The sequence below is a fragment of the Streptomyces sp. NPDC026092 genome (assembly GCF_040638605.1).
Classification (GTDB): domain Bacteria; phylum Actinomycetota; class Actinomycetes; order Streptomycetales; family Streptomycetaceae; genus Streptomyces.
The window spans coordinates 15,815-40,588 of sequence record NZ_JBEZYN010000019.1; the positions used below are offsets into that span (position 1 = coordinate 15,815).

20 protein-coding genes and 1 pseudogene are annotated in these 24,774 nt (G+C 72.2%); 17 read left to right on the forward strand and 4 right to left on the reverse strand.

What is annotated here, in order from left to right; translation table 11 throughout:
- The first annotated feature begins 100 nt into the window (after positions 1-100).
- From AB0F56_RS27375 to AB0F56_RS27395, 5 genes are all read left to right on the forward strand, one after another.
- Entirely contained in the window at positions 101-1,210 is a 1,110-nt protein-coding gene (locus AB0F56_RS27375; protein ID WP_362014188.1) for a nitronate monooxygenase family protein, read from the forward strand.
- Entirely contained in the window at positions 1,207-2,787 is a 1,581-nt protein-coding gene (locus tag AB0F56_RS27380; protein WP_362014189.1) for an acyl-CoA synthetase, read from the forward strand. Before AB0F56_RS27375 ends, AB0F56_RS27380 begins: the two co-directional genes overlap by 4 nt.
- Before the next feature lie 71 nt (positions 2,788-2,858).
- Positions 2,859-3,956 carry an ionic transporter y4hA gene (locus AB0F56_RS27385; protein ID WP_362014190.1) on the forward strand — a complete coding sequence of 366 codons (1,098 nt, stop codon included), beginning with the start codon at positions 2,859-2,861 and terminating at the stop codon, positions 3,954-3,956.
- A 63-nt stretch (positions 3,957-4,019) separates the two neighbouring features.
- Positions 4,020-5,531 (forward strand): fatty acyl-CoA synthetase, encoded by a 1,512-nt coding sequence (locus AB0F56_RS27390; protein WP_362014192.1) that lies wholly within the window; start codon positions 4,020-4,022, stop codon positions 5,529-5,531.
- A gap of 50 nt (positions 5,532-5,581) precedes the next feature.
- Positions 5,582-6,145: an SMI1/KNR4 family protein gene (locus AB0F56_RS27395; RefSeq protein ID WP_362014193.1), complete on the forward strand. Its 564-nt coding sequence runs from the start codon at positions 5,582-5,584 to the stop codon at positions 6,143-6,145.
- A gap of 51 nt (positions 6,146-6,196) precedes the next feature.
- Here the strand turns inward: AB0F56_RS27395 and paaK are convergent, their stop codons facing one another.
- Complete coding sequence (paaK, locus tag AB0F56_RS27400; RefSeq protein ID WP_362014195.1) at positions 6,197-7,483, reverse strand: phenylacetate--CoA ligase PaaK; 1,287 nt, start codon at positions 7,481-7,483, stop codon at positions 6,197-6,199.
- 163 nt (positions 7,484-7,646) lie between these two features.
- Here paaK and AB0F56_RS27405 point away from each other — a divergent pair, with 163 nt between their 5' ends.
- From AB0F56_RS27405 to AB0F56_RS27435, 7 genes and pseudogenes are all read left to right on the forward strand, one after another.
- Entirely contained in the window at positions 7,647-8,465 is an 819-nt protein-coding gene (locus AB0F56_RS27405) for a DUF4239 domain-containing protein (protein ID WP_362014196.1), read from the forward strand.
- Between the two features lie 180 nt (positions 8,466-8,645).
- Positions 8,646-9,686: pseudogene (locus AB0F56_RS27410) on the forward strand (type III polyketide synthase); the annotation flags it as partial.
- Between the two features lie 257 nt (positions 9,687-9,943).
- Positions 9,944-11,161: a cytochrome P450 gene (locus AB0F56_RS27415; protein ID WP_362014197.1), complete on the forward strand. Its 1,218-nt coding sequence runs from the start codon at positions 9,944-9,946 to the stop codon at positions 11,159-11,161.
- 46 nt (positions 11,162-11,207) lie between these two features.
- Positions 11,208-11,747 carry a cupin domain-containing protein gene (locus tag AB0F56_RS27420; RefSeq protein ID WP_362014198.1) on the forward strand — a complete coding sequence of 180 codons (540 nt, stop codon included), beginning with the start codon at positions 11,208-11,210 and terminating at the stop codon, positions 11,745-11,747.
- Between the two features lie 88 nt (positions 11,748-11,835).
- On the forward strand, positions 11,836-12,666 hold the full coding sequence (locus AB0F56_RS27425) for a GNAT family N-acetyltransferase (protein ID WP_362014200.1): 831 nt from the start codon (positions 11,836-11,838) through the stop codon (positions 12,664-12,666).
- 138 nt (positions 12,667-12,804) lie between these two features.
- Positions 12,805-13,995 carry an FAD-dependent monooxygenase gene (locus AB0F56_RS27430; protein WP_362014202.1) on the forward strand — a complete coding sequence of 397 codons (1,191 nt, stop codon included), beginning with the start codon at positions 12,805-12,807 and terminating at the stop codon, positions 13,993-13,995.
- A 2-nt stretch (positions 13,996-13,997) separates the two neighbouring features.
- Complete coding sequence (locus AB0F56_RS27435) at positions 13,998-15,527, forward strand: hypothetical protein (protein ID WP_362014203.1); 1,530 nt, start codon at positions 13,998-14,000, stop codon at positions 15,525-15,527.
- 12 nt (positions 15,528-15,539) lie between these two features.
- On the opposite strand, the gene AB0F56_RS27440 is transcribed toward AB0F56_RS27435, so the two are convergent.
- Positions 15,540-16,340, reverse strand: a complete 801-nt coding sequence (locus AB0F56_RS27440) for a pentapeptide repeat-containing protein (protein WP_362014205.1) — start codon at positions 16,338-16,340, stop codon at positions 15,540-15,542.
- Between the two features lie 117 nt (positions 16,341-16,457).
- Between AB0F56_RS27440 and AB0F56_RS27445 the strand changes: the two genes are divergently transcribed.
- Positions 16,458-17,978 carry an alpha/beta fold hydrolase gene (locus AB0F56_RS27445; RefSeq protein ID WP_362014207.1) on the forward strand — a complete coding sequence of 507 codons (1,521 nt, stop codon included), beginning with the start codon at positions 16,458-16,460 and terminating at the stop codon, positions 17,976-17,978.
- Between the two features lie 139 nt (positions 17,979-18,117).
- Here the strand turns inward: AB0F56_RS27445 and AB0F56_RS27450 are convergent, their stop codons facing one another.
- Both AB0F56_RS27450 and AB0F56_RS27455 read right to left on the reverse strand, forming a co-directional pair.
- Positions 18,118-18,726 (reverse strand): GNAT family N-acetyltransferase, encoded by a 609-nt coding sequence (locus AB0F56_RS27450; protein ID WP_362014208.1) that lies wholly within the window; start codon positions 18,724-18,726, stop codon positions 18,118-18,120.
- Between the two features lie 49 nt (positions 18,727-18,775).
- Positions 18,776-20,398: an acyl-CoA synthetase gene (locus tag AB0F56_RS27455; RefSeq protein ID WP_362014210.1), complete on the reverse strand. Its 1,623-nt coding sequence runs from the start codon at positions 20,396-20,398 to the stop codon at positions 18,776-18,778.
- A gap of 177 nt (positions 20,399-20,575) precedes the next feature.
- Here AB0F56_RS27455 and AB0F56_RS27460 point away from each other — a divergent pair, with 177 nt between their 5' ends.
- The 4 genes from AB0F56_RS27460 (at position 20,576) to AB0F56_RS27475 (ending at position 24,715) form a co-directional block, all read left to right on the forward strand.
- Positions 20,576-21,376: a crotonase/enoyl-CoA hydratase family protein gene (locus AB0F56_RS27460; RefSeq protein WP_362014212.1), complete on the forward strand. Its 801-nt coding sequence runs from the start codon at positions 20,576-20,578 to the stop codon at positions 21,374-21,376.
- A 162-nt stretch (positions 21,377-21,538) separates the two neighbouring features.
- Positions 21,539-22,492: an OB-fold domain-containing protein gene (locus AB0F56_RS27465; RefSeq protein ID WP_362014214.1), complete on the forward strand. Its 954-nt coding sequence runs from the start codon at positions 21,539-21,541 to the stop codon at positions 22,490-22,492.
- Positions 22,489-23,556, forward strand: a complete 1,068-nt coding sequence (locus AB0F56_RS27470; protein ID WP_362014216.1) for a thiolase domain-containing protein — start codon at positions 22,489-22,491, stop codon at positions 23,554-23,556. Before AB0F56_RS27465 ends, AB0F56_RS27470 begins: the two co-directional genes overlap by 4 nt.
- Positions 23,549-24,715: a thiolase domain-containing protein gene (locus AB0F56_RS27475; protein WP_362014218.1), complete on the forward strand. Its 1,167-nt coding sequence runs from the start codon at positions 23,549-23,551 to the stop codon at positions 24,713-24,715. Before AB0F56_RS27470 ends, AB0F56_RS27475 begins: the two co-directional genes overlap by 8 nt.
- Positions 24,716-24,774 lie beyond the last annotated feature (59 nt).

A 24,774-nucleotide genomic window follows, 5' to 3' on the forward strand; every position in this document is an offset into this window, starting at 1 on the left:
GGTGGGTATGGGTCAAGGAAGCGGGCGGCGGGACAAAGAATCTGACACAGCATCAGAAAATCTCTTCCCTCGGCAGAGCCCCTGCGGCATCCTGCCGCCCATGAAGACGGAGCTGAGCCAAAAACTGGGGATCGAGCACGCCATCTTCGGCTTCACGCCCTTCCCCGCGGTGGCCGCCGCCATCACCAGAGCCGGCGGGTTCGGCGTGCTCGGCGCGGTGCGCTACACCGCCCCCGACGACCTGGCCCGAGACCTCGACTGGATGCAGGAGCACACCGACGGGCTGCCCTACGGCCTCGACGTCGTCATGCCCGCGAAGAAGGTCGAGGGGGTGAGCGAGGCCGACGTCGAGGCGATGATCCCGGAGGGGCACCGCGAGTTCGTCCGCACGACCCTCGCCAAGCACGGCGTCCCCGAGCTCGCCGAGGGAGAGGCCTCCGGCTGGCGGATCACCGGCTGGATGGAGCAGGTCGCCCGCAACCAGCTCGACGTCGCCTTCGACTACCCCATCAAGCTCCTCGCCAACGCCCTCGGCTCCCCGCCCGCCGACGTGGTCCAGCGCGCCCACGACCACGAGGTCCTCGTCGCCGCGCTCGCCGGTAGCGCCCGGCACGCCCGCCACCACGCCGAGGCAGGCATCGACATCGTCATCGCCCAGGGCTACGAGGCCGGCGGCCACACCGGCGAGATCGCCTCCATGGTCCTCACGCCCGAGGTCGTCGACGCCGTCTCCCCGCTCCCCGTCCTCGCCGCCGGCGGCATCGGCAGCGGCGAACAGATCGCCGCCGGACTCGCCCTCGGCGCCCAGGGCGTCTGGCTCGGCTCCCTCTGGCTCACCACCACCGAGGCCGACCTCCACTCCCGCGCGCTGACCGCCAAACTCCTCGCCGCCGGCTCCGGCGACACCGTCCGCTCCCGCGCCCTGACCGGCAAGCCCGCCCGTCAGTTGCGCACCGAGTGGACCGACGCCTGGGACGACCCGGACGGCCCCGGCACGCTCCCCATGCCCCTCCAGGGACTGCTGGTCGCCGAGGCCGTCTCCCGTATCCAGAAGTACGAGGTCGAGCCGCTGCTCGGCACCCCGGTCGGCCAGATCGTCGGCCGGATGAACGCCGAACGCGGCGTCCAGCAGGTCTTCGACGAGCTCACCCGCGGCTTCGAGAAGGCCGTCGACCGCATCAACCGCATCGCCGGAAGGAGCGCGACATGAGCGAGCAGCAGGCATGGGGGTCCCCCCGGACGGAGTCTGGGGGAGGCTTCTGGTCCCAGGCGGCCGCCGACCCCTCCCGTACGGTCCTCATCGCACCCGACGGCGAGGCGTGGACCGCGGGCCGGCTGCACGCCGACGCCAACCGGCTGGTCCACGGACTGCGCGCGGCGGGCCTGGAGCGCGGTGACGCCTTCGCGGTCGTCCTGCCCAACAGCGTCGAGTTCCTCGTCGCCCATCTCGCCGCCACCCAGGCCGGGTTCTACCTCGTGCCCGTCAACCACCACCTGGTCGGGCCCGAGATCGCCTGGATCGTCGCCGACTCCGGCGCCAAGGTGCTCCTCGCCCACGAGCGGTTCGCCGCCGCCGCGACGGCCGCCGCCGACGAGGCCGGTCTGCCCGCCACGCACCGCCACGCCGTCGGCGCGATCCCCGGCTTCCGCCCGTACGCCGAACTCCTCGACGGATTCCCGGAGTCCGCGCCCGAGGACCGCACCCTCGGCTGGGTCATGAACTACACCTCCGGAACCACGGGCCGGCCGCGCGGCATCCGCCGCCCGCTGCCCGGCAAGCTCCCGGAGGAGACGTACCTCGGCGGCTTCCTCGGCATCTTCGGGATCCGGCCCTTCGACGGCAATGTGCACCTCGTCTGCTCGCCGCTCTACCACACGGCCGTCCTGCAGTTCGCGAGCGCCGCCCTGCACATCGGGCATCCGCTCGTCCTCATGGACAAGTGGACGCCCGAGGAGATGCTGCGGCTCATCGACGCGCACGCCTGCACCCACACCCACATGGTCCCGACCCAGTTCCACCGGCTGCTCGCGCTCCCGGAGGAGGTGCGCGCCCGTTACGACGTCTCGTCGATGCGGCACGCCATCCACGGCGCCGCGCCCTGCCCGGACCACGTCAAGCGGGCGATGATCGACTGGTGGGGGAACTGCGTGGAGGAGTACTACGCGGCGAGCGAGGGCGGCGGTGCGTTCGCCACCGCGGAGGACTGGCTGAAGAAGCCGGGCACGGTCGGCAAGGCCTGGCCGATCAGCGAGCTCGCGGTCTTCGACGACGACGGCAACCGGCTCCCGGCCGGTGAACTCGGCACCGTCTACATGAAGATGTCCACGGGCGGATTCGCGTACCACAAGGACAAGGAGAAGACGGCGAAGAACCGCATCGGCGACTTCTTCACCGTCGGCGACCTGGGCGTGCTCGACGAGGACGGCTACCTCTTCCTCCGCGACCGCAAGATCGACATGATCATCTCGGGCGGGGTCAACATCTACCCCGCCGAGATCGAGTCGGCGCTCCTCACCCACCCGGCCGTCGCCGACGCCGCCGCCTTCGGCATTCCGCACGCCGACTGGGGCGAGGAGGTCAAGGCAGTGGTCGAACCGGCCGAGGGGCACGCGCCGGGGGAGGACCTCGCCGCCGCGATCCTGGCGCACTGTGAGGAACGCCTCGCCGGCTACAAGCGCCCCAAGTCCGTGGACTTCATCACCACGATGCCCCGCGACCCCAACGGCAAGCTCTACAAGCGCAGGCTCAGGGAGCCCTACTGGGAGGGCCACGACCGCCCTCTCTGACCCGCCCTCACGCACCCTGACGGCGGACCGGGCACAACGGGCGAATGCCGCTTTGTGGCAGGATGCAGATCATGAGTTCGAGCACGGCAGGCCTGGCACGACAGTGGACGACATGGGGACCGGTCGTGGCGGCCGTCGACCTCGCACTCACGTGGGGACGTGATCTGGCCGGCTTCGGGGTCGCGATCGCGGCCGTCTGTCTGCTGGCCGCCGTGCTCGCCGCCGTCCACCACGCGGAGGTCGTCGCCCATCGCGTCGGCGAACCCTACGGCTCGCTCGTCCTCGCCGTCGCCGTCACCGTCATCGAGGTCGGACTGATCGTTACCCTCATGGCGGGCGGCGGCGAGGAGACCGCGACGTACGCCCGGGACACCGTCTTCGCCGCCGTCATGATCACCTGCAACGGCATCGTGGGCATCTCGCTGCTCGTCGGCGCCCTGCGCAACCGCATCGCCGTCTTCAACGCCGAAGGGTCGGGCGGCGCCCTCGCCACCGTCTGCACCCTCGCGACCATGACCCTGGTCCTGCCGACGTTCACGACGAGCCACGCGGGCCCCGAGTTCTCCGGCGCGCAGCTGGCCTTCGCCGCCGTCGCCTCCCTCTGCCTGTACGGAGTCTTCGTCGCCGTCCAGACCGTCCGGCACCGCGACTACTTCCTGCCGGTCCCGCGGGAAGGCCAGGAGTCCGCGGACGACCACGCCGACCCGCCGACCAAGCAGCAGACCTGGGCGAGCCTCGGCCTCCTCGTCCTCGCCCTCGTCGCCGTCGTCGGCCTCGCCAAGCTCATCTCGCCCACCATCGAGGACGGCGTCGAGTCCGCCGGGCTGCCCAAGGCCGTCGTCGGTGTCGTCATCGCCCTGATGGTGCTGCTCCCCGAAACCCTCGCCGCCGTACGGGCCGCGCGCCGGGACCGCATGCAGACCAGCCTCAACCTGGCGTACGGCTCCGCCATCGCCAGCATCGGTCTGACGATCCCTTCGATCGCACTCGCGTCCATCTGGCTCTCCGGGCCGCTGGTCCTCGGCCTCGGGGCGGTCCACATGGTGCTGCTCGTCCTCACCGCCGTCGTCAGCGCCCTGACCGTGGTGCCCGGCCGGGCCACCCTCCTCCAGGGCGGCGTCCACCTCTCCATCTTCGCGGCCTTCGTCTTCCTCTCGTTCAGCCCCTGACCCCGAAGCGCCCGGGCGGCACACGTACTTGACCCGCCACCCCGAGCCGCCGAGGATCGCGCCATGGAACGACTCCTCAGCCGCACCGTCGACGGCGTCCTGCGCATGGCCGCCCAGCGCACCCCCGAGCGGATCGCCGTCCGGTACGCGGACCGCTCCTGGACCTACGCCGAGCTGGACGCGGCCGTGAGCACCGGGGCCGCCGTCCTGCGGGAGCGCTACGGACTCGAGGAGCGCGCCCGGGTCGCGACGTACGGCCACAACTCCGACGCGTACCTGATCGCCTTCCTGGCCTGCTCGCGCGCGGACCTCATCCACGTCCCGGTCAACCACCACCTCACCGGCGAGGACCTCGACTACATCCTGCGCCAGTCGGGGAGTTCGCTCGTCCTCGCCGACCCCGCACTCGCCGACCGCGTCCCCGCCGACCTGTCCGTACGGGCCCTGCGGGACACCGAGGACTCCTTCCTCACCGCGCTCGCCGAACCCGACACGTACGACAGCGACCGCGACGCCCGCGAGTACGTCCAGCTCCTCTACACCTCGGGGACGACGGCGCTGCCCAAGGGCGCCCGGATGACGCACCGGGCGCTGGTCCACGAGTACGCGAGCGCCATCGAGGCCCTCGACCTGAGCGCCGACGACCGGCCGGTCCACTCGCTGCCGCTCTACCACTCCGCGCAGATGCACGTCTTCCTGCTGCCGTACCTCGCGATCGGCGCCGAGAACACCATCGTGGACGGCCCGGACCCCAAGGCCCTGTTCGACCTGATCGAGGCAGGCCGCGCGGACAGCCTCTTCGCCCCGCCGACGGTCTGGATCGGCCTGTCGAACCACCCGGAGTTCGCGACCCGGGACCTCTCCGGCCTCCGCAAGGCGTACTACGGCGCCTCGATCATGCCGGTCCCCGTCCTGGAGCGACTGCGCGCACGCCTCCCCGAACTGCGCTTCTACAACTGCTTCGGCCAGTCCGAGATCGGCCCGCTCGCCACCGTCCTCGGCCCGGACGAGCACGAGGGCCGCCTTGACTCCTGCGGGCGCCCCGTCCGGCACGTCGAGGCGAAGGTCGTCGACGAGCACGGCGAGGAGGTGCCCGACGGCACACCCGGCGAGATCGTCTACCGCTCCCCGCAGCTGTGCGACGGCTACTGGGACAAGCCCGAGGAGACCAAGGAGGCCTTCCGCGGCGGCTGGTTCCGCTCAGGCGACCTCGCGGTGCGCGACGCCGACGGCTACTACACGGTCGTGGACCGGGTGAAGGACGTCATCAACTCCGGCGGCGTCCTGGTCGCCTCCCGCCAGGTCGAGGACGCCCTCTACACCCACCCGGCCGTCGCCGAGGTAGCCGTCGTCGGCCTCCCCGACGACCGCTGGATCGAGGCGATCACCGCCGTGGTCGTCCCCCGCGAGGACGTCACCGAGCACACCCTGATCACCCACGCCCGCGAGAAACTCGCCCCCTTCAAGGCCCCGAAGCGCATCCTCTTCGTCCCCGAACTCCCGCGCAACGCCAGCGGCAAGATCCTGAAACGAGAACTCCGCGACCGCTTCGCGGTGGGGACGGACAGCGCCTGAGGTGGGCCGCGGGTACCTTCGCGATCGCGGATTCACGTACCGTCCGTTCCATGATCGCGACAGAGGAACTCGTCCGCCTGTGCCCGGCGCCCGCCGTTGGGCCGCCGGCGGTGGACTGGGCGTCGGCCGAGCGCGCCCTCGGTGTGGCGCTGCCCAGTGACTACAAGCAGCTCGTCGAGACGTACGGAGACGGAATCTTCGACGAGACCATCTGGTTGCTCGTCCCCGATTCCGCCTACGACGACTGCGACCTGCATGCGCAGACGGCGGAACGGGAGGAGATCCTGGCCGACTTGTGGGAGTTCGAGGAGAAGCCGGCCGGCCTGCGGGAGGCGGGGGCGAGGGTCGTGCCCTGGGCATTCGAGGAGGGCACGGGGGCGTTCTTGTACTGGTTGGTGCGCCCCGGGCAGCACCCCGACGAGTGGACCGTGCTCTACAACGAGGGACGCGGTCCCCTGTGGGAGCACCACGACATGGGGTGCGTCGCCTTCGTGCTGGCCGTGCTCACAGGAACGGCGGAGACGGACTACTTCGGCTACCTCTACGACGTGCTGAAGCCGAAGGACCACCGTTTCGAGACGGCCGACCAGACCCTCGGAACGGCGCGGCCGTGACCCGGAAGGGTCAGCAAACCTGTCGGGCGAGGTCCTCGAACGCCACCGCCCCTAACCCCGCCTCAGATCCACGATCCGCTTGATCTTGCCCACGGACCGCTCCAGCGTCTCCGGGTCGACGACCTCGACGGTGACCGAGACGCCGATGCCGTCCTTGCAGGCCGTGGCGATCGAGCGGGCCGCCTCGGCGCGTTCGTCGGGGGTGGCGTCCGGGCGGGCTTCGGCGCGGATGGTCAGGGCGTCGAGGCGGCCCTCGCGGGTGAGTTTCAGCTGGAAGTGCGGGGCCACGCCCGGTGTGCGGAGGACGATCTCCTCGACCTGGGTGGGGAAGAGGTTCACGCCGCGCAGGATCACCATGTCGTCGCTGCGGCCCGTGACCTTCTCCATGCGCCGGAACACCCGTGCCGTACCCGGCAGCAGCCGCGTCAGGTCCCGTGTGCGGTACCGGATCACGGGCATGGCCTCCTTGGTGAGAGAGGTGAACACCAGCTCGCCCTCCTCGCCGTCCGGCAGCACCTCGCCCGTGATCGGGTCCACGATCTCCGGGTAGAAGTGGTCCTCCCAGATGTGCAGGCCGTCCTTGGTCTCCACGCACTCCTGCGCGACGCCCGGGCCCATCACCTCGGACAGCCCGTAGATGTCGACCGCGTCGAGGGCGAACCGCTCCTCGATCTCCTGTCGCATCGCCTCCGTCCACGGCTCGGCGCCGAAGATGCCCACCTTCAGCGAGGTCGTCCGCGGATCCACGCCCTGCCGCTCGAACTCGTCGAGCAGCGTGAGCATGTACGAGGGCGTCACCATGATGATCTCGGGCCGGAAGTCCTGGATCAGCTGGACCTGGCGGGCCGTCATGCCGCCCGAGGCCGGGATGACCGTACAGCCGAGCCGCTCCGCGCCGTAGTGCGCCCCGAGACCGCCGGTGAACAGCCCGTATCCGTACGCCACATGGACCTTGTGGCCCGGCCTGCCGCCGGCCGCGCGGATCGAGCGGGCCACGACGTCGGCCCACGTGTCCAGGTCGCGCTCGGTGTAGCCGACCACCGTCGGGCGGCCGGTCGTCCCGCTGGAGGCGTGGATGCGCCGGACCTCGGACTGGTCGACGGCGAACATCCCGAAGGGGTACTGGTCGCGCAGATCGGTCTTGACCGTGAAGGGGAAGCGGGCGAGGTCGGCCAGCGAGCGGCAGTCGTCGGGGTGCAGGCCGGCCTTGTCGAAGGACTGCCGGTAGAAGCCCACGTTCTCGTACGCGTGCCGCAGGGTGGACCGCAGCCGCTCCAGCTGGAGCGCCGCCAGCTCCTCGCGTCCGAGTCGTTCGCCGCTGTCCAGCAGATCCGTCATGCCGCGCCCACTCCCGTTCATTCACCGTGAACTCGTGACCAATCGGACTACCGATCATTCGGTAGATCCTTTCGAGGTCAGTAAATCGGCCCGGACCCCGTCCGTGGCAAGAGGGTGGCGCCGAATTTCTGGATCCGTGAGCAGCTGATTACGCTCGGTCGCCGTGACTCTCTGGCTGCTCAACCACCTCAGTACCCTCGCCCTCGGCGTCATGATCGTCGGCGGGACCGTCCTCGTCTCCCTCGCCGGGAGTGTTCTTCTGCGCCGCCGCCACCCCGGGCTCGCCGACGGGGAGCACAACGACATGGTGGGTGTCGTCCTCGGGATGTTCGGCGCGATCTACGGGATCATCCTCGCCTTCGTCATCGTCACCCTGTGGACGCAGATGGAGAACACCCAGAACGTGGTCGCCGCCGAGGCCACCGGCGTCGCCCTCATCGTGCGCGACGCCCGCGCCTTCCCGCCCGAGGCGCGCGCCCGGGTGGACGCCGCCGCCTCCGGCTACGTCCATGGCGTCGTCGAGGTGCAGTGGCCGCTCATGCGCGAGGGCGCGGCGGACTACTCCGTCACGAACGCCCGGCTCGACGGGCTGTACGACGCGCTCCAGGCGTACGAGCCCACCACCGAGTCGCAGAAGGCCTTCTACGCCCAGGCCGCCGCTACCCTCGACGACGTGGCCGGCGAACGCCGGGCCCGGATCACCATGGCCGGCCAGCAACTGCCCCTGCTCCTCCAGCTCCTTGCCGTCGGCGGCGCCCTCGTCATCATCCCGCTGACCTTCCTCTACGGGATGCGCAGCCGGCGCATGCAACTCCTCTTCGTCGGCGCGGTCGCCGCGCTCATCGGCTTCAGCCTCCTGCTCGTCGTCGTCCTCGACCGGCCCTTCGCGGGCGACCTGAGCGTCAGCCCCGCGCCGTACAAGGAGGGCGCGCTTGCCCAGTTCTGGGAGCCGTCCGCCGGGGAGGGGCTGGCGCGACGGTGACAACTCATCTGAACTTCCGCCACCACGGTTACCTCAAGATCGCACAATTGAGTGTGTTTGATCTTCTTTCTGATCATTCCGCCCGCACCCGGGGATATCGGAGGGAGCCAGAGGTCCGACCGGCGGCTCGTCCCCGGCCCGGAAGGACCCTTGTACGCCCTCAGGTCGCAAAGGACCCCCATGCCCGTCCTGTGCCGTCCCGCCGTCTCCGTCCCCGAGCACACCATCACCCAGGACGAGACCCTCGCCCTGGCCCGCAAGCTGCATGCCGGACACGCGCAACTCCCGCTCGTGCTCCGCCTCATCGGCAACACCGGAGTCGCCAAGCGCCACCTCGTCCAGCCCATCGAGCACACGCTGGCCCACCCCGGATTCGAGGCGCGCAACGCGGTGTACGAAACCCAGGCCAAGGCACGCGTGCCCGCCGTCGTCGACGAGGCCCTCGCCCACGCGGGCCTCGACGCCCGCGACATCGACCTGATCGTCTACGTCTCCTGCACCGGCTTCATGATGCCCTCGCTGACGGCCTGGATGATCAACAACCTGGGCTTCCGCAGCGACACCCGCCAGATGCCGATCGCCCAGCTCGGCTGCGCGGCCGGCGGCGCCGCCATCAACCGCGCCCACGACTTCTGCGCCGCCTACCCCGGAGCCAACGCCCTCGTCGTGGCCTGCGAGTTCTGCTCGCTGTGCTACCAGCCGACCGACCTCACCGTCGGCAAGCTCCTCTCCAACGGCCTCTTCGGCGACGCGGTGGCCGCCGCCGTGATCCGCGGAACGGGCGGCGTCGGCGTCCGGCTCGAACGCAACGGCTCGCACCTGGTGCCCGACAGCGAGGACTGGATCGCGTACAGGGTGCGCGAGACCGGATTCCACTTCCTGCTCGACAAACGCGTCCCCGGCACGATGGAGCAGCTCGCCCCCGCCCTCGTCGACCTCGCCGCCCGGCACGGACAGGACGCGGGCGCTCAGGACTTCTACGTCATCCACGCCGGCGGACCCCGCATCCTCGACGACCTCGGCCGCCACCTCAAGGTCGCTCCGGAGGCCTTCCGCTTCAGCCGCGCCACGCTGACGGAGTACGGCAACATCGCGAGCGCCGTCGTCCTGGACGCCCTGCGCCGGCTCTTCGAGGAGGGCGGCCCGCCGCCGGGATCGCCCGGCCTGATCGCGGGCTTCGGCCCCGGCATCACGGCGGAGATCTCGCTCGGCAGCTGGACCGGCGGCCTTCCGGGGGACGAGATCCGCCGCGAGTCCGTCCACCTGGACCCGCCTGCTCGCACCACGACGACCACGACCCCGCCGGTGTCGGTGCTCGAACCCCGCCGCGCTCCGGCGCCGATGGCCCCCGCCTCCGCGGATGTCTCTCCGGCCCCCGTGCCCCCCACCCCCGTACCCACTGCCCTCGCCGCGCGCCCCGCTCCCTCCCGCCCGCTCGCGTCGCCGAACAGCAGCCCCGCTCCCGCGAAAGTCGCCTCATGACCACCACCGCCCAGAACTCCCTCAGCCCACGCGTCCACTTCTGGGCCGTGCCCGACCTCACCGGCCTCGAGTTCGACCCCCTTCTCGCGAAGCTGCTCCACGAGGACCCCGTCTCCCGGGTCCGGCTGCCGCACGGCGAAGGCCACGCCTGGCTGGTGACCCGCTACGAGGACGTCAAGTTCGTCTCCGTCGACCCCCGCTTCAGCCGCCAGGCCGTCCACGGCCGCCAGATCACCCGGCTCGCCCCGCACTTCATCCCGATGGACGGCGCCGTCGGCTTCGCCGATCCGCCCGACCACACCCGGATGCGCCGCGTCGTCGCCCGGGCCTACTCCGCCCGCGCGCTCGCCGCCCTGCGCGACCACGCCCAGGCCACCATGGACCGGCTCCTCGACGCCCTGGAGGAACAGGGCGCCCCCGCCGATCTGATGGCCATGGTCAACCGGCCGTTCCCGCTCGCCATGGTCAGCGAGCTGATGGGAGTACCGGAGGGCGACCAGGGGCTGATGGCGCGCTGGTCCGACACGATCATCTCCGCCGGCGCGGGCCGCGAGGCCAGCGAGCAGGCCAAGGCCGACATGGCCCAGTACTTCACCGACCTCATCGGGCGCAACCACGGCACCGGCCGCGAGACCCTCGCCGCCGTGCTCGCCGACGCCGTCGACGACGGGACCCTGGAGGAGCACGAGGCCGTCGGCCTCGCCGTGCTCATCCAGATCGGCGGCGCGCACGCGGTGCGCAACAACAGCGCCAACATGGTCTACGCCCTGCTCACCCACCCGGAGCACCTCGCCCGGCTCCGCGCCGAACCGGAGCTGCTGCCCCAGGCCGTCGACGAGCTGCTCCGCTACATCCCGCACCGCAACGCAGTCGGCCTCTCCCGGATCGCCGTGGAGGACGTCGAGGTCGGCGGCGTCCTCATCCCGGCCGGCGACCCCGTCTACGTCTCGTACCTGACGGCCAATCGCGACCCGGACGTCTTCCCCGATCCCGAGCGCCTCGACTTCGACCGCGGCCACAACCCGCACGTCGCCTTCGGCCACGGACCGCACTACTGCCCCGGCTCCCAACTCGCCCGCATCGAGTCGGAGATCCTCCTCGACACCCTCTGGAAGCGGTTCCCCGGACTGCGGCTCGCCGTGCCGGAGGAGGAGATCGAGTGGCAGCGGGGCGCGCTGATCCGCGGCCCCGAGACCCTGCCGGTCACGTGGTGAGAGGACGCGTGGGGAGAGGACGTGCCGTGAGAGGACGTACGGCGCCATGACAGCGATCCACCCGGCAAGAGGCGGACTCGTCGTGCCACCCGGACACGGCAAGACCCTGACGACGGCGGCGCAGCGGGTGACGTTCAAGGTCACCGGCGCGCACACCCCGACCGCCTCCACCTTCGAGGTCGAGGTCCCGCCGGGGTTCGACGTGGGCGCGCACACCCACGGCCACAGCGAGGAGCTCTTCTACCTGCTCGAAGGCGAGCTGGACGTCCTCGCCTTCGAGCCCCTCGTCCGTACCCCCGACCGGTGGCGGGACTGGGAGTCCGCCTCGGGCGAGCGGGTCGTACGGGCCACCCCGGGCACCCTGATCCTCGTGCCGCCCGGCTGCCCGCACGCCTTCGCCAACCCGACCGGGGAGCCCGCACGGATGCTGTTCCAGGCCTCCCCGCCGCCCGACCACGAGCGGTACTTCGAGGAGCTCATGGAGATCCTCGGCTCCGGGGGCGAGGTCGACCACGCGGCGATCGAGGCGCTCCGCCGCCGCTACGACATCGAACAGCTCACGCCGCTGCGCCACGCGCCCGGCTGAGACCGGGGCGCGCCCGGCCGGGCCGCCGGGGTGCGTGCCCGCCGAAAACGGATTGCCGCGCCCTGGCGGCCGGTGCTGGAGTCTGCCCATGAACGACGAAGCGATCCGCGCCCTGCTCGCCCAGTACGACCGTCAGCTGCGCCTCGGCGCCCGCCCCGACGGGCCCGGCACCCGCGTGGAGCGGTCCGGGCCGGTCGTACGGCAGTCGGGCCCGGCCCACGCCTGGAACGGCGTCCTCTGGTCCGGGCTCGAGGAGCGCGACGCTGACGAGGCCGTCGCCGAGCAGATTCGTCACTTCACCGCGCTCGGGCTGCCCTTCGAGTGGAAGGTGTACGGACACGACGGCCCCGCCGACCTCGTGGACCGGCTCCTCGCCGCCGGGTTCACCGCCGAGGACGCGGAGACCCTGATGGTCGCGGAGGCGGCCACGCTGCCCACCTCCGTGGACCTCCCCGAGGGCGTCGAGCTGGTCCCCGTCACCGACGCCGCCGGAGTGGAACTCGTCACCCGGGTCCACGACCGGGCCTTCGGCGGCGACAGCTCCCACATCGGCCGCCAACTCCTCGACCGGCTCGCGGCGGCGCCCGACACCGTCGCCGCCGTACTCGCCATGGCCGGCGACGAACCCGTCAGCGCGGCGCGCCTGGAGCTGTACCCCGGCACCGACTTCGCGGGCCTGTGGGGCGGGGGCACGGTCGAGGACTGGCGGGGCAGGGGCCTCTACCGCGCCCTGGTCGCCTTCCGCACCCGGATCGCCGTCGAGGGCGGCCACCGCTACGTCCAGGTCGACGCGGCCGACACCAGCCGCCCGATCCTCCAGCGCCTCGGCTTCACCGCGCTGACAACGACCACGCCGTACGTGTACGTCCCCCAGGCGCCCCAGGTCGCCCAGGCGCACCGGCAGCCCTCGCTGTCGTAGCCGCCCGGCGCACGTTGACACGCGTGGGGCGACATGTTGCTATGGGGCGCCGCTCAGCCCTCCCACCTGCGCCGCGTCCCGTCCCCACCCGCCGCCCGTGCCCCTGCGGCGGAGCCCGAGAATCCGAGCGAGGAACCCATGCCGCAGCGCGCCGCGACCGTCGTCGGCGGCGGGATCGGCGGCCTCGCGGCCGCCATCGCCCTGCACCGGAGCGGCTGGCGCGTCGAAGTCCTCGAACGGGCCCCGCGGTTCACCGAGATCGGCGCCGGGATCTCCCTCTGGCCCAACGCGCTGCGCGCGCTCGACGTGCTCGGTCTCGCCGACACGGTGCGGGCCCTCGGCGCCGTCGAGGCCTCGGGCGGCGTACGCGACCGCCGCGGCCGCTGGCTCTCCCGTACGGACACGGCCGAACTCGTACGCCGCTTCGGCCATCCCCTCGTGGTCCTGCACCGCGCCGAGCTGCTGCGGGCGCTCACCGAGGCGCTGCCCCCGGAGTGCCTGCGGCCCGGCAGCGAGGTGACCGCCGTCCGCGAGGACGGCGACGGCCTCGTTGTCCAGCACGGCGGGGGCCAGTCCTGGGCCGACCTCGTCATCGGCGCGGACGGGCTGCGCAGCGCGGTCCGCGAGGCGCTGTGGCTCGACGCGCCCGCGCCCCGGTACGCCGGCTACACCGCCTGGCGCATGGTCACCGAGCCCCTCGCCGAACCGCCCGCCGAGGGCGCGGCGACCTGGGGACGCGGCGAGCGGTTCGGCTACACGGCCCTGCCCGGCGGCCGGATGTACTGCTTCGCGACCGCGTCGCTCCCGCCAGGTACCGGAACTGCCGCCGGCTCCACCGAGCACGCCGAACTGCTGCGCCGGTTCGGATCCTGGCCCGACCCGATCCCGGCCCTCCTGGCCGCCGTCCCCGCCGACGCGGTGCTCCGGCACGACCTGTACGAACTGCGCCCGCTGCCCTCCTTCGTGCGCGGCAGGGTCGCCCTCCTCGGCGACGCCGCCCACGCCATGACCCCCAACCTGGGCCAGGGCGCCTGCCAGGCCCTGGAGGACGCGGTCACCCTCGCCGCCTGCCTCGACGGCACCCCGGACGTGACCGCCGCACTCCGCTCGTACGACCGGCTGCGCCGCCCCCGTACCCAGGCCGTCGCGCGCCGCTCCGCCCGCCTCGGCGCGATCGGCCAGCTGGCGTGGCCGCCGGCCGTGTTCCTGCGCGACGTCGCCGCCCGGCTCACGCCGGAGCGGGCGACCCTGCGTTCCATGACACCGGTGCTCGGCTGGACCCCGCCCGGTCCCACCGCCACCGTGCCCGCTACGGAGAACGAGACGTAACGATGCCGGACTGGACCTATCACCCCCTGCGCGGCGCTGCGGCCGCCGTCGTCGGCACGCGCCGCTCGCAGCGCACCGCGCTGCGGCTGCTCGCCGCGGTCGGCTCCCGCCCCGTCGGCGCGCGGCTGATCGCCCGGGGCTTCGGACACCGCCACCCACCGGAGCGGCTCGCCGGCGAGCTGGCCGGTGTGCCCGTGGCCGTGCGCCTCGGGATATCCGTGCCCCCCGCGCTCGCCCACGAGACCGTCCGCGCCATGGCCCCGCTCGGGGCCGGTGTCGTCGAGGTGGCGCCGGTCGCGGCGGCCGATGTCGAGACAGTCCGCGCGGCCGCCGCCGGCCGCGCGATCGCGCTGGTCGTCCGTACCGCCGACCCGGAGGCCGAGGCCGCCCTCGCCCCGCACGTCGACGGCTTCACGCGCGACGACGAACCCCATGTCGTCCGGGTGTCGGACCCGTCGGTCACCGCCGCTGCCGCCACGCTCGACGACCCGAACGCCGTCGTGCTCGCCCGGCCGGGTGTGCTCGTCGAGGCAGGACCCGGCTGGTTCGCACGGGTCACCGAGGCCGCCACCCCCACCGCGCCCGCTCCGGGGCTACGGGACGTGGGCCGCGATCCCCGCCGCTGGCCCGCCTGGGTCTGGGGACTGCTCGTCGGACTCGGCATGATCGGCGCCGGACTCGGCGCCGCGGCGATCACCCTCGGGCCGGTCCTGCTCTGGTACGACCGCGACTACCTCGGCATGACGCTGGACGAGCTGCACGCCGCCAACCACCACCTCGTCCACTTCCTCCAGCACGACCGGATCACCATGGCCGGCACGATGGTGTCGATCGGCGCCCTCTACACCGGCCTCGCCGTCGGCGGGATCAGACGCGGCAGGGCATGGGCCCGCGAGGCGTACCTGATCTCGGGCGCCATCGGCTTCCCCACCCTCTTCTACTTCCTGGTCACCGGCTTCGTGGAGCCCCTCCACACGGCCACCACCCTCGTGCTCTTCCCGATGTTCGTGGCCGCCGTCCGCCGGGCCCCGCACACCCCGCGCTGGCGCCGGATGCCCGAGGGCCCGGAGCGCGAGCGGCGCCGGGCCCTGGTGGGCCAACTCCTGCTCATCGTCACGGGAGCTGGCCTGTTCTTCGGCGGCACGGTCATCTCGGTGGTCGGCCTGACCGGCGTCTTCGTGCCGAGCGACCTGGTCTTCCTGGGCGCCGACACCAAGGCCCTGGAAGCCGTGAACCCCCGGCTCGTCCCGTTCGTCGCCCACGACCGCGCGGGCTTCGGCGGCGCCCTGATGGCCGCGGCCGTGGCCATCACGCTGCTCAGCGCGTGGGGCTGGGGGCGGGGCGAGGCCTGGGTGTTCTGGTCCCTGGCCACGGCGGCGGCCTTCGGCTTCCTGCCCGCCGTCGTCGTGCACGGCGCGATCCACTACACGGACTTCCTCCACCTCGCGCCCGTGTACATCGGCATCCTCGCGACCGCCGTCGGTCTGTTCCTCGCCCGCCCCTACCTGTGCGCCAGGACGGCGGAGGCCTAGACCCAGAGGGCCCTAGGCCCAGTGGGCGGGGCGCTCGAAGGTCGTCGGGAGGCGGGTCGCCGCGTCGCCGCGCGCCGCGTTCAGCTGCGGCTGGGTGAGGAACAGGGCGTCCGTGAGGTCCGCGCCGGACAGATCGGCGTCGCGCAGGTCGGCGCCGATCAGGTCGGTCAGGGAGAGGTCCGCGCCCTTCAGGTCGGCGGCGATCAGCAGGGCCCCGCGCAGGTCCGCGCCCCGCAGCTTGGCCCCGCGCAGCCGGGCCCCGATCAGGTCGGCCCCGCGCCGGCTCTTGGTCTTGCCGCCCGCCGCCGCCCGCACCAGGGTGCTGGTCTTCAGGAGCAGCGGGTTGACCTCGCCCCGTACGGCGCCGACGTCCAGCTTCTCCAGCGCGTCCGCCGACCCCTCGGTCAGCCCCTCCACGCGCGCGAGGGACTTCCGCAGCTCCGCGTGGACCGGGCGCGCGGCGGGCCGGGCGAGGGCCTCGGTGAGGTAGCGCAGCAGCTCGTGGAGCTGGCGCATCACCGGGAACACCTCGTACATCTGCCGCGCGCTCTCCGGCGCCTCGCGCCAGGAGACCCCGCCGAAGGTGACCTGGGAGACCTTCTGGCCCGCGCCGAAGCAGTCGTACACCGTGCAGCCGGAGTACCCGCTCGGCCGCAGCCGGGTGTGGATGCCACAGCGGAAGTCCTCCTGGAGGTTCCGGCACGGATCCCCGGAGGACTTGTTCACCGCGAAGTCCGCGGACTTGGCGAACGGGAGGGCGACGCAGCACAGCCCGAAGCAGTTCGCGCAGTCGCCTCGGAGGGTCTCGGGCATGGGAAAGTCGTTCCTTCGCGGGTGGGAGTCATCCCACCGTATCGCGCCTTCGGTCCGGATCGCGCCGTGGGCGAAATCGCTTGCGAAGATCATCCACCGGCGCGCACGATCGGTGCCATGCCGACCTTCACGACGTACGACGGGACCGAACTGGCCTATGACGTACGAGGGGAGGGGGAGCCGCTGGTCTGTCTGCCGGGCGGCCCGATGCGCGACGCCGCGTACCTCGGCGAGTTCGGCGGCCTGGCCGCGTACCGCCGCCTGATCGTGCTCGACCTCCGGGGCACGGGCGCCTCCGCCGAGCCCGCGGACCCCGCCTCGTACCGCTGCGACCGTCAGGTGGCCGACGTCGAGGCACTCCGCCGTCACCTCGGCCTGGAGCGGATCGACCTGCTCGGCCACTCGGCCTCCGGGAACCTCGCCACGCTGTACGCGGCGGCCCACCCCGAGCGGGTGCGCTCCCTCGTCCTCGTCACCCCGGGCACGTGGGCCGTGGGCATCGAGATCACCGACGAGGAGTGGGACAAGGCGGGGGAGGTCTTCGCGGACCAGCCCTGGTACGCGGAGGCCCGGGCCGGCCTGGCGACCATCGGGCCCGACACTCCCGCGCCGCGGGTCATGGAGATCACCGCCCCCTTCAAGTACGGCCGATGGGACGAGGAGGCCCGCGCCCACGCTGCCGCGATCACCGACGAGGCGCACTGGGACGCGGCGGCCGCCTTCCACGCACCCGGCGCCTTCGACCCGGAGGCCACCCGGGCCGCGCTGGCCGGCCTCACCGCGCCCGTACTGATCCTGGCGGGGGAGTACGACGGCGGGCCGAGCCCGGCACGGGCCGCCGAGCTGGCGGAGTGCTTCCCGTACGCCGAGGTGGTCGTCCAGCGCGGCGCGGGCCACTTCCCCTGGGTGGACGACGCGGGCGCCTTCGCCCGCCCGATCGCCGCCTTCCTCGACCCGGAGGTCCGCACGGTCACCGTCGACGGCGTCCGCCTCGCCTACCGGGTGTGGGGCGAGGAGTCCGCCCCGCCCGTCGTCCTGGTGCACGGGCGCGGCGGGAACAGCGCCGAGTGGGCGCGGATCGCCGGGGAACTGGCCGTGGACCGCCGGGTGTACGCCGTCGACCTGCGCGGTCACGGCCTGAGCGACTGGACGGGGCCGTACGGATTCGACGTGTTCCGCGACGAGTTGCGCGGCTTCCTGAAGGAGCTCGACCTCACCGGCGCCGATGTCGTCGCCCACTCGATGGGCGGCGCGGCGGCCTACCTCCTCGCCCTGGAGGAGCCCGGCCTGATCGGCCGGCTCGTCCTTGAGGAGGCGCCCGTCTTCATCCCGCTCGATCCGCCGCGCGGCCACGCGGAGCGCCCCGAGGGGCCGCTCCCGCTCGACTGGGCCGTCGTGCACGCGACCGACGCCCAGCTGAACGCGCCCGATCCCGCCTGGTGCGAGGGCCTGGCGACGATCACCGTCCCGACCCTGATCCTGGCCGGCGGCGAGATCAGCCACTTCGCGCAGGAGCGGCTGTCCTGGATGGCGGACGTACTGCCCGCCGCACGCCTGGTGACGATCGACGCCGGCCACGAGATCCACCGCTCCCAGCCGTCCGCCTTCCTCGCCGCTTTGCGGGCCTTCGGTATCTGAGGCCTGTCCGTATTTTGCGGACAGGCCTCAGACGCTGTGGCCGGGAAGGTTGCCGAGAGGGTTTGCCGGGAAGGTGGGGTCCGCTTCCCGTGACGGGGAAGGCTGAGCCTGTGTCACCGACGCTTGAGCGGGACCGGCACTACCCCTGCCGCGAATCCAGATCCAGAATCATGTCGAGCGAGCGCAGGCCATCCGCCCCGGTGAAGGAGCCGGCAAGGTGGAAGCCGTTCTTCCGGTAGTAGCGAATGGCGCGTGGATTGTCGGCGAGAACGCCACCCCAGAGGATGATCCTCTTCCTGCCGAAGCGCCGTGCGACGTCCGTGACGAGGGGGAAGACCCGCGTTCCCACCCCTCTCTCCTGGTAGTCGTCCGCCAGGGTGGGGCCGAACCGGCAATCGGTCGGTGCGAGGTGGATGCCGGCCTCGAGAAAGCGCGTCACGTCTTCGGGGTGGAGATCGAGGCTGAACTCGAGGAGGCCGACGATCCTGCCGGACGGCACTTCCTCGAGTACGAGCCTCAGCTTGTCGTAGCGCGCGAGCGCGTCACACATGTCCTGCGCAGTCGCGAGGTCGTACCCGTCGAACGTACTCAGCCGTCTCGATTCGGGCGACAGGGCCGCGAGGAACGCTGCCAGACGGTCCGCGTCGGTGCGGACGAGAGGGCGGAACACCACCTCCGAAGCGTCGTTCAGCGCCAGGCGGCGGGTCAGGATCGACGGATCGTCGGCGACCTCCGTCAGCGTCAGCACCCCGTCGTTCCCCGCTCATTCAGATGGATCACACTGCGTCGGCACGAACCTACCGCCGATCGTCTTCGGCGGCGAGGGAGCGGGCCCAGCGGTAGTCGGCCTTGCCGCTGGGCGAGCGCTGGATGGCGTCGGCGATCACCAGCTGGCGGGGGATCTTGTACCCGGCGAGCCGGGTGCGGCAGTGGGTCTGCACGGTCTCCAGGTCGAGCGCGGGGGCCCCGGCGCGCAGCTGGACGACCGCCGCCACATGATTGCCCCACTTCGCGTCCGGCACACCGGCGACCAGTGCGTCGTACACGTCCGGGTGGGACTTCAGCGCCTGCTCGACCTCCTCCGGATAGACCTTCTCTCCGCCGGTGTTGATGCACTGCGAGCCCCGGCCGAGGACCGTCACGATGCCGGCCTCGTCGACGGTCGCCATGTCGCCGAGCAGGACCCAGCGCTCGTCGCCCTTCTGGAAGAACGTCTCGGCCGTCTTCGCCGCGTCGTTGTAGTAGCCCAGCGGGACGTGGCCGCGCTGGGCGAGGCGTCCCACCTCGCCGATCGCGACCTCTTCGTACGTCGCCGGGTCCACGACCCGCGTCCGCTCGTTGACCTCGAGCCGGAAGCCCTTCTCCGGGCCCGAGTCGTCCGTCGCCTTGCCGTTGGAACCGGACTCCGAGGAGCCGAAGTTGTTCAGCAGAAGTACGTTCGGCACGAGCGCCTGGAACTGGGCCCGCACCGTCTCCGACATGATCGCCCCGGACGAGGAGACGCTGAACAGCGAGGACAGGTCCGTCCCCTTGAGCGGGCCGTGGAGCGCGTCGATGAGCGGCCTCAGCATCGCGTCGCCCACCAGCGACACGCTGGAGACCTTCTCCTTCTCGATCGTCCGGAGCACCTCCTCCGGCGCGTACTTGCGGTGGATGACCACCCGCTGGCCGTAGTTGAAGGCGATGAACGACGTCAGGGTCGAGGTGCCGTGCATCAGCGGGGGAGCGGGGAAGAAGGTGATCCCCGAGCCGCCCGCGGCGACCCGCTCGGCCAGCTCCTCGGGCCGCTTGACCGGCTCGCCCGCCGGGTCGCCGCCGAAGAGGCCGGCGAAGAAGAGGTCTTCCTGGCGCCACATGACGCCCTTCGGCATCCCCGTCGTACCGCCGGTGTAGATGATGAAGAGGTCGTCGGCGGAGCGCGGAGCGAAGCCGCGCTCGGGCGAACCGGCGGCTTCGGCGTCGGTGAACGGCACGCACTCCAGGGAGGGGGCGTCCTCGGGCGGGGTCCCCACCCGCACGAGGTGCCGCAGCTTCTCCGTCTGCGGCCGCGCCGCGCCGACCCGCTCGGTGAACTCGGCGTCGAAGACGAGCGCGGCGAGGTCGGCGTCCCGGTAGAGGTAGACCAGCTCCTCCTCGACGTACCGGTAGTTCACGTTGACCGGGACGATCCGCGCCTTCAGGCAGGCCAGGACGGTCTGGAGGTACTCGATCCCGTTGTACATGTGGATGCCCAGGTGTTCGCCCGGCCGGATGCCGGAGTCGACCAGGTGGTGGGCGAGCCGGTTGGCGGCGGCGTCCAGCTGCGCGTACGTGAGCCGGCGCTCCGCGCCCGTGCCCGGGTGGTCGACGTAGACGAGCGCCTCGCGCTCCGGGACCACGTCGACGACCGACTCGAACAGGTCGGCAAGGTTGTACTCCACCGTTCCTCCTGACCCCGCTGGTCGTCCAGGCCCGAACTGACTCGGCGGTCATTAGAGCGCCGAGCGGCGGAGGTGGGAAGGGGTCGCGCAGAACAATCTGACTGAGTGTCAGAAAACTATTGAACTGGAACCGCCCCTCCTGCAACCTGTTCTAGGTCTCGAGACGGGAGAACGCCCATGGGTGGGACCGAACACCTCACCGTGCAGCGCGAAGGCGCCACGCTCGTGCTCACACTCAACAGGCCGGAGGCCAAGAACGCCCTCTCGCTGCCCATGCTGGTCGGTCTGTACGACGGCTGGCTGGAGGCAGACGCCGACGACACGATCCGCTCCGTCGTCCTGACCGGCGCCGGCGGCTCCTTCTGCGCCGGGATGGACCTCAAGGCGCTGGCGGGCAAGGGGATGGAGGGCGAGCAGTACCGGGACCGGCTCAAGGCCGACCCCGACCTGCACTGGAAGGCGATGCTGCGCCACCACCGCCCGCGCAAGCCGGTCATCGCGGCCGTCGAGGGCTACTGCGTCGCCGGCGGCACGGAGATCCTGCAGGGCACGGACATCCGCATCGCGGGCTCCTCCGCCACGTTCGGCCTCTTCGAGGTGAAGCGCGGCCTCTTCCCGATCGGCGGCTCGACGGTCCGGCTGCCGCGGCAGATCGCCCGCACGCACGCGCTCGAAATGCTGCTGACCGGGCGGCCGTACGGAGCGGAGGAGGCGGCCCGCATCGGACTCGTCGGCCGCGTCGTGCCGGCGGGTACGGCGCTGGAGGCGGCGCTGTCCGTCGCGGAACAGATCAACGCCTGCGGCCCGCTCGCCGTCGAGGCCGTCAAGGCGTCGGTCTACGAGACGGCCGAACTGACGGAGACGGAGGGCCTCGCGGCGGAACTCGCCCGCGGCTGGCCGATCTTCGACACGTCGGACGCGAAGGAGGGGGCGCGCGCTTTCGCGGAGAAACGGTCCCCGGTGTACCGCCGGCAGTGACCTTTCCCCACCCCGCCCCTTTCGCGCACGATCCAGCCCCGCCGGCGTTTGAGGCGCGGGGTCTGGGCGGAGCCCCAGTTCGGGAAGGGGCGGGGTGGGGTGAACGCCCCGCGCAGCGGTCGCCCGCCCGCACCCACGTCACCACCCCGACCAAGGAGCCCCATGCCCCCCGCCCCGGAAACCCTCCGCGCACCCCTCGTCGTCGAGTTCCCCTTCACCCGCTCCCTCGGCCCCGTCCAGTCCGCCTTCCTGACCGGCCTCCGCGAGCGGACCGTCCTCGGGGTAAGGGCCGATGACGGCCGCGTGCTCGTCCCGCCCGTCGAGTACGACCCCGTGACCGCCGCCGAACTCCGCGAGCTCGTCGAGCTCGGCACCACCGGCACCGTCACCACCTGGGCCTGGAATCCCGAGCCCCGCACCGGGCAGCCCCTGTCCACGCCCTTCGCCTGGGTCCTGGTCCGCCTCGACGGCGCCGACACCGCCCTCCTCCACGCCCTCGACGCGCCAGGCCCCGAGGCCGTCCGCACCGGCATGCGGGTCCGGCTCCGCTGGGCCGACGAGCGGACCGGCGCCATCACGGACATCGCCTGCTTCGAGCCGTACGACGGCGAGGACGTACAGGAACCGCGCCACCACGACGGCACCTTCGACACCCCCGTCACCGGCATCGTCGCCCACGCCCGGCTCGACTACACCTACAGCCCCGGCCGCGCCCAGACCGGCTACCTGCAGGCGCTCTCCGAGCGCAGGACCGTCGGCGAACGCTGCCCGTCCTGCACCAAGGTGTACGTCCCGCCCCGAGGCGCCTGCCCCACCTGCGGGGTCGCCACCACCGAGCACGTCGAGGTCGGCCCGCGCGGCACGGTCACCACGTACTGCATCGTCAACATCAAGGCCAAGAACCTCGACATCGAGGTCCCGTACGTCTACGCCCACATCGCCCTCGACGGCGCCGGCCTCGCGCTCCACGGCCGGATCGGCGGCATCCCCTACGACCAGGTGCGGATGGGGCTCCGCGTCGAACCCGTGTGGAGCGAGGACGGCCGCTACCCCGACCACTACCGGCCGACCGGCGAACCCGACGCCGACTACGACACGTACAAGGAGCTCCTGTGACGCCGGACCGACAGGACCGCGAAGTCGCGATCGTCGCCTTCGCCCAGACCGACCACCGGCGCCGCACGGACGAACTGTCCGAGGTCGAGATGGTCATGCCCGTCCTCCACGACGTGCTGCGGCAGACCGGACTGAAGACCGCCGACATCGGTTTCACCTGCTCCGGCTCCTCCGACTACCTCGCCGGGCGCGCCTTCTCCTTCACCATGGCCCTCGACGGCGTCGGCGCCTGGCCGCCGATATCCGAGTCCCATGTCGAGATGGACGGCGCCTGGGCGCTCTACGAGGCCTGGGTGAAGCTGCTGACCGGCGAGGCCGACACCGCGCTGGTCTACTCGTACGGCAAGTCCTCGCCCGGCTCCGTACGCGATGTCCTCACCCGGCAGCTCGACCCCTACTACCTTGCCCCGCTCTGGCCCGACACCGTCGCCCTCGCCGCCCTCCAGGCGCAGGCGCTCATCGACGCCGGACACACCGACGAGCCCGCCCTCGCCGCCATCGCCACGCGCAGCCGTCAGGACGCCACCGCCAACCCGCACGCCCAACTGCCGGGCGCCCGCGAGCAGGGCGAGTACCTCGTCGGACCGCTGCGCACCGGCGACTGCCCGCCCATCGGCGACGGCGCCGCCGCCGTGATCCTCGCCGTCGGCGACCGGGCCCGCGAGCTGTGCGACCGCCCGGCCTGGATCCGCGGCATCGACCACCGGATCGAGGCGCACTCCCTCGGCGTGCGCGACCTCACCGACTCGCCGTCCACCCGGCTCGCCGCCGAGCGCGCCGGGGCCTTCGAACGGCCGGTCGACACCGCCGAACTGCACGCGCCCTTCACCTCCCAGGAGGTCGTGCTCCGCCGAGCCCTCGACCTCGACGACAGGGTGAGGGTCAACCCGTCCGGCGGAGCGCTCGCCGCCAACCCGATGATGGCCGCCGGCCTCATCCGCCTCGGCGAGGCCGCCGCCCGCATCCACCGGGGCGCCTCCGACCGCGCCCTCGCCCACGCCACCTCCGGCCCCTGTCTGCAACAGAACCTGGTCGCCGTCCTGGAAGGGGAAGCCCGTGCCTAAAGAGCCCGTCGCCGTCGTCGGAATCGGCCAGACCAAGCACGTCGCCGCCCGCGGGGACGTGTCGATCGCCGGACTCGTCCGCGAGGCCGCCGTGCGCGCCCTGGAGGACGCCGAGCTGACCTGGGCGGACATCGACGCCGTCGTCATCGGCAAGGCGCCCGACTTCTTCGAGGGCGTGATGATGCCGGAGCTGTACCTCGCCGACGCCCTCGGCGCGGTCGGCAAACCGATGCTGCGCGTGCACACCGCGGGCTCGGTCGGTGGCTCGACGGCGCTCGTCGCCGCGAACCTGGTGGCCGCCCGGGTCCACGGCACCGTCCTGACCCTCGCCTTCGAGAAGCAGTCCGAGTCCAACGCCATGTGGGGCCTCTCGCTGCCCGTCCCCTTCCAGCAGCCGCTGCTCGCCGGGGCGGGAGGCTTCTTCGCCCCGCACGTCCGCGCCTACATGCGGCGCACCGGCGCGCCGGACTCCGTCGGCTCCCTCGTCGCGTACAAGGACCGGCGCAACGCGCTGAAGAACCCGTACGCCCATCTCCACGAGCACGACATCACCCTGGAGAAGGTCCAGGCCTCGCCGATGCTCTGGGACCCGATCCGCTACTCCGAGACCTGCCCGTCCTCCGACGGCGCCTGCGCGATGGTCCTCACCGACCGTGCGGGCGCGGCGCGTTCGCCCCGGCCGCCCGCCTGGGTGCACGGCGGCGCGATGCGCAGCGAGCCCACGCTCTTCGCGGGCAAGGACTTCGTGTCGCCGCAGGCCGGGAAGGACTGCGCCGCCGACGTCTACCGCCAGGCCGGCATCACGGACCCGCGCCGGGAGATCGACGCGGTCGAGATGTACGTCCCGTTCTCCTGGTACGAGCCGATGTGGCTGGAGAACCTGGGCTTCGCCGAGGAGGGCGAGGGCTGGAAGCTCACCGAGGCCGGGGTCACCGAACTCGACGGCGACCTGCCCGTGAACCCCTCGGGCGGCGTCCTGTCCACCAACCCGATCGGCGCGTCCGGGATGATCCGCTTCGCGGAGGCGGCGATGCAGGTACGGGGGCAGGCGGGCGAGCACCAGGTGGAGGGGGCGCGCAGGGCGCTCGGACACGCGTACGGAGGGGGCGCGCAGTTCTTCGCGATGTGGCTCGTCGGCGACCGTCCACCGGCCGCCTGAGCCGCCCGGGCCGCCCGCCGGAGGTCTGTCGGCACCCGGTACCGCTCGCTACCCTGAGC

Excerpts from the sequence above, each read along its gene's own strand:
- AB0F56_RS27435 (WP_362014203.1), top strand. The coding sequence starts at position 13,998 with ATGCCGGACTGGACCTATCACCCCCTGCGCGGCGCTGCGGCCGCCGTC.
- AB0F56_RS27440 (WP_362014205.1), bottom strand. The coding sequence starts at position 16,340 with ATGCCCGAGACCCTCCGAGGCGACTGCGCGAACTGCTTCGGGCTGTGC.
- AB0F56_RS27465 (WP_362014214.1), top strand. The coding sequence starts at position 21,539 with ATGCCCCCCGCCCCGGAAACCCTCCGCGCACCCCTCGTCGTCGAGTTC.
- paaK (WP_362014195.1), bottom strand. The coding sequence starts at position 7,483 with ATGACGGATCTGCTGGACAGCGGCGAACGACTCGGACGCGAGGAGCTG.
- AB0F56_RS27420 (WP_362014198.1), top strand. The coding sequence starts at position 11,208 with ATGACAGCGATCCACCCGGCAAGAGGCGGACTCGTCGTGCCACCCGGA.
- AB0F56_RS27445 (WP_362014207.1), top strand. The coding sequence starts at position 16,458 with ATGCCGACCTTCACGACGTACGACGGGACCGAACTGGCCTATGACGTA.
- AB0F56_RS27460 (WP_362014212.1), top strand. The coding sequence starts at position 20,576 with ATGGGTGGGACCGAACACCTCACCGTGCAGCGCGAAGGCGCCACGCTC.
- AB0F56_RS27390 (WP_362014192.1), top strand. The coding sequence starts at position 4,020 with ATGGAACGACTCCTCAGCCGCACCGTCGACGGCGTCCTGCGCATGGCC.
- AB0F56_RS27385 (WP_362014190.1), top strand. The coding sequence starts at position 2,859 with ATGAGTTCGAGCACGGCAGGCCTGGCACGACAGTGGACGACATGGGGA.
- AB0F56_RS27425 (WP_362014200.1), top strand. The coding sequence starts at position 11,836 with ATGAACGACGAAGCGATCCGCGCCCTGCTCGCCCAGTACGACCGTCAG.
- AB0F56_RS27380 (WP_362014189.1), top strand. The coding sequence starts at position 1,207 with ATGAGCGAGCAGCAGGCATGGGGGTCCCCCCGGACGGAGTCTGGGGGA.
- AB0F56_RS27375 (WP_362014188.1), top strand. The coding sequence starts at position 101 with ATGAAGACGGAGCTGAGCCAAAAACTGGGGATCGAGCACGCCATCTTC.
- AB0F56_RS27395 (WP_362014193.1), top strand. The coding sequence starts at position 5,582 with ATGATCGCGACAGAGGAACTCGTCCGCCTGTGCCCGGCGCCCGCCGTT.
- AB0F56_RS27430 (WP_362014202.1), top strand. The coding sequence starts at position 12,805 with ATGCCGCAGCGCGCCGCGACCGTCGTCGGCGGCGGGATCGGCGGCCTC.
- AB0F56_RS27415 (WP_362014197.1), top strand. The coding sequence starts at position 9,944 with ATGACCACCACCGCCCAGAACTCCCTCAGCCCACGCGTCCACTTCTGG.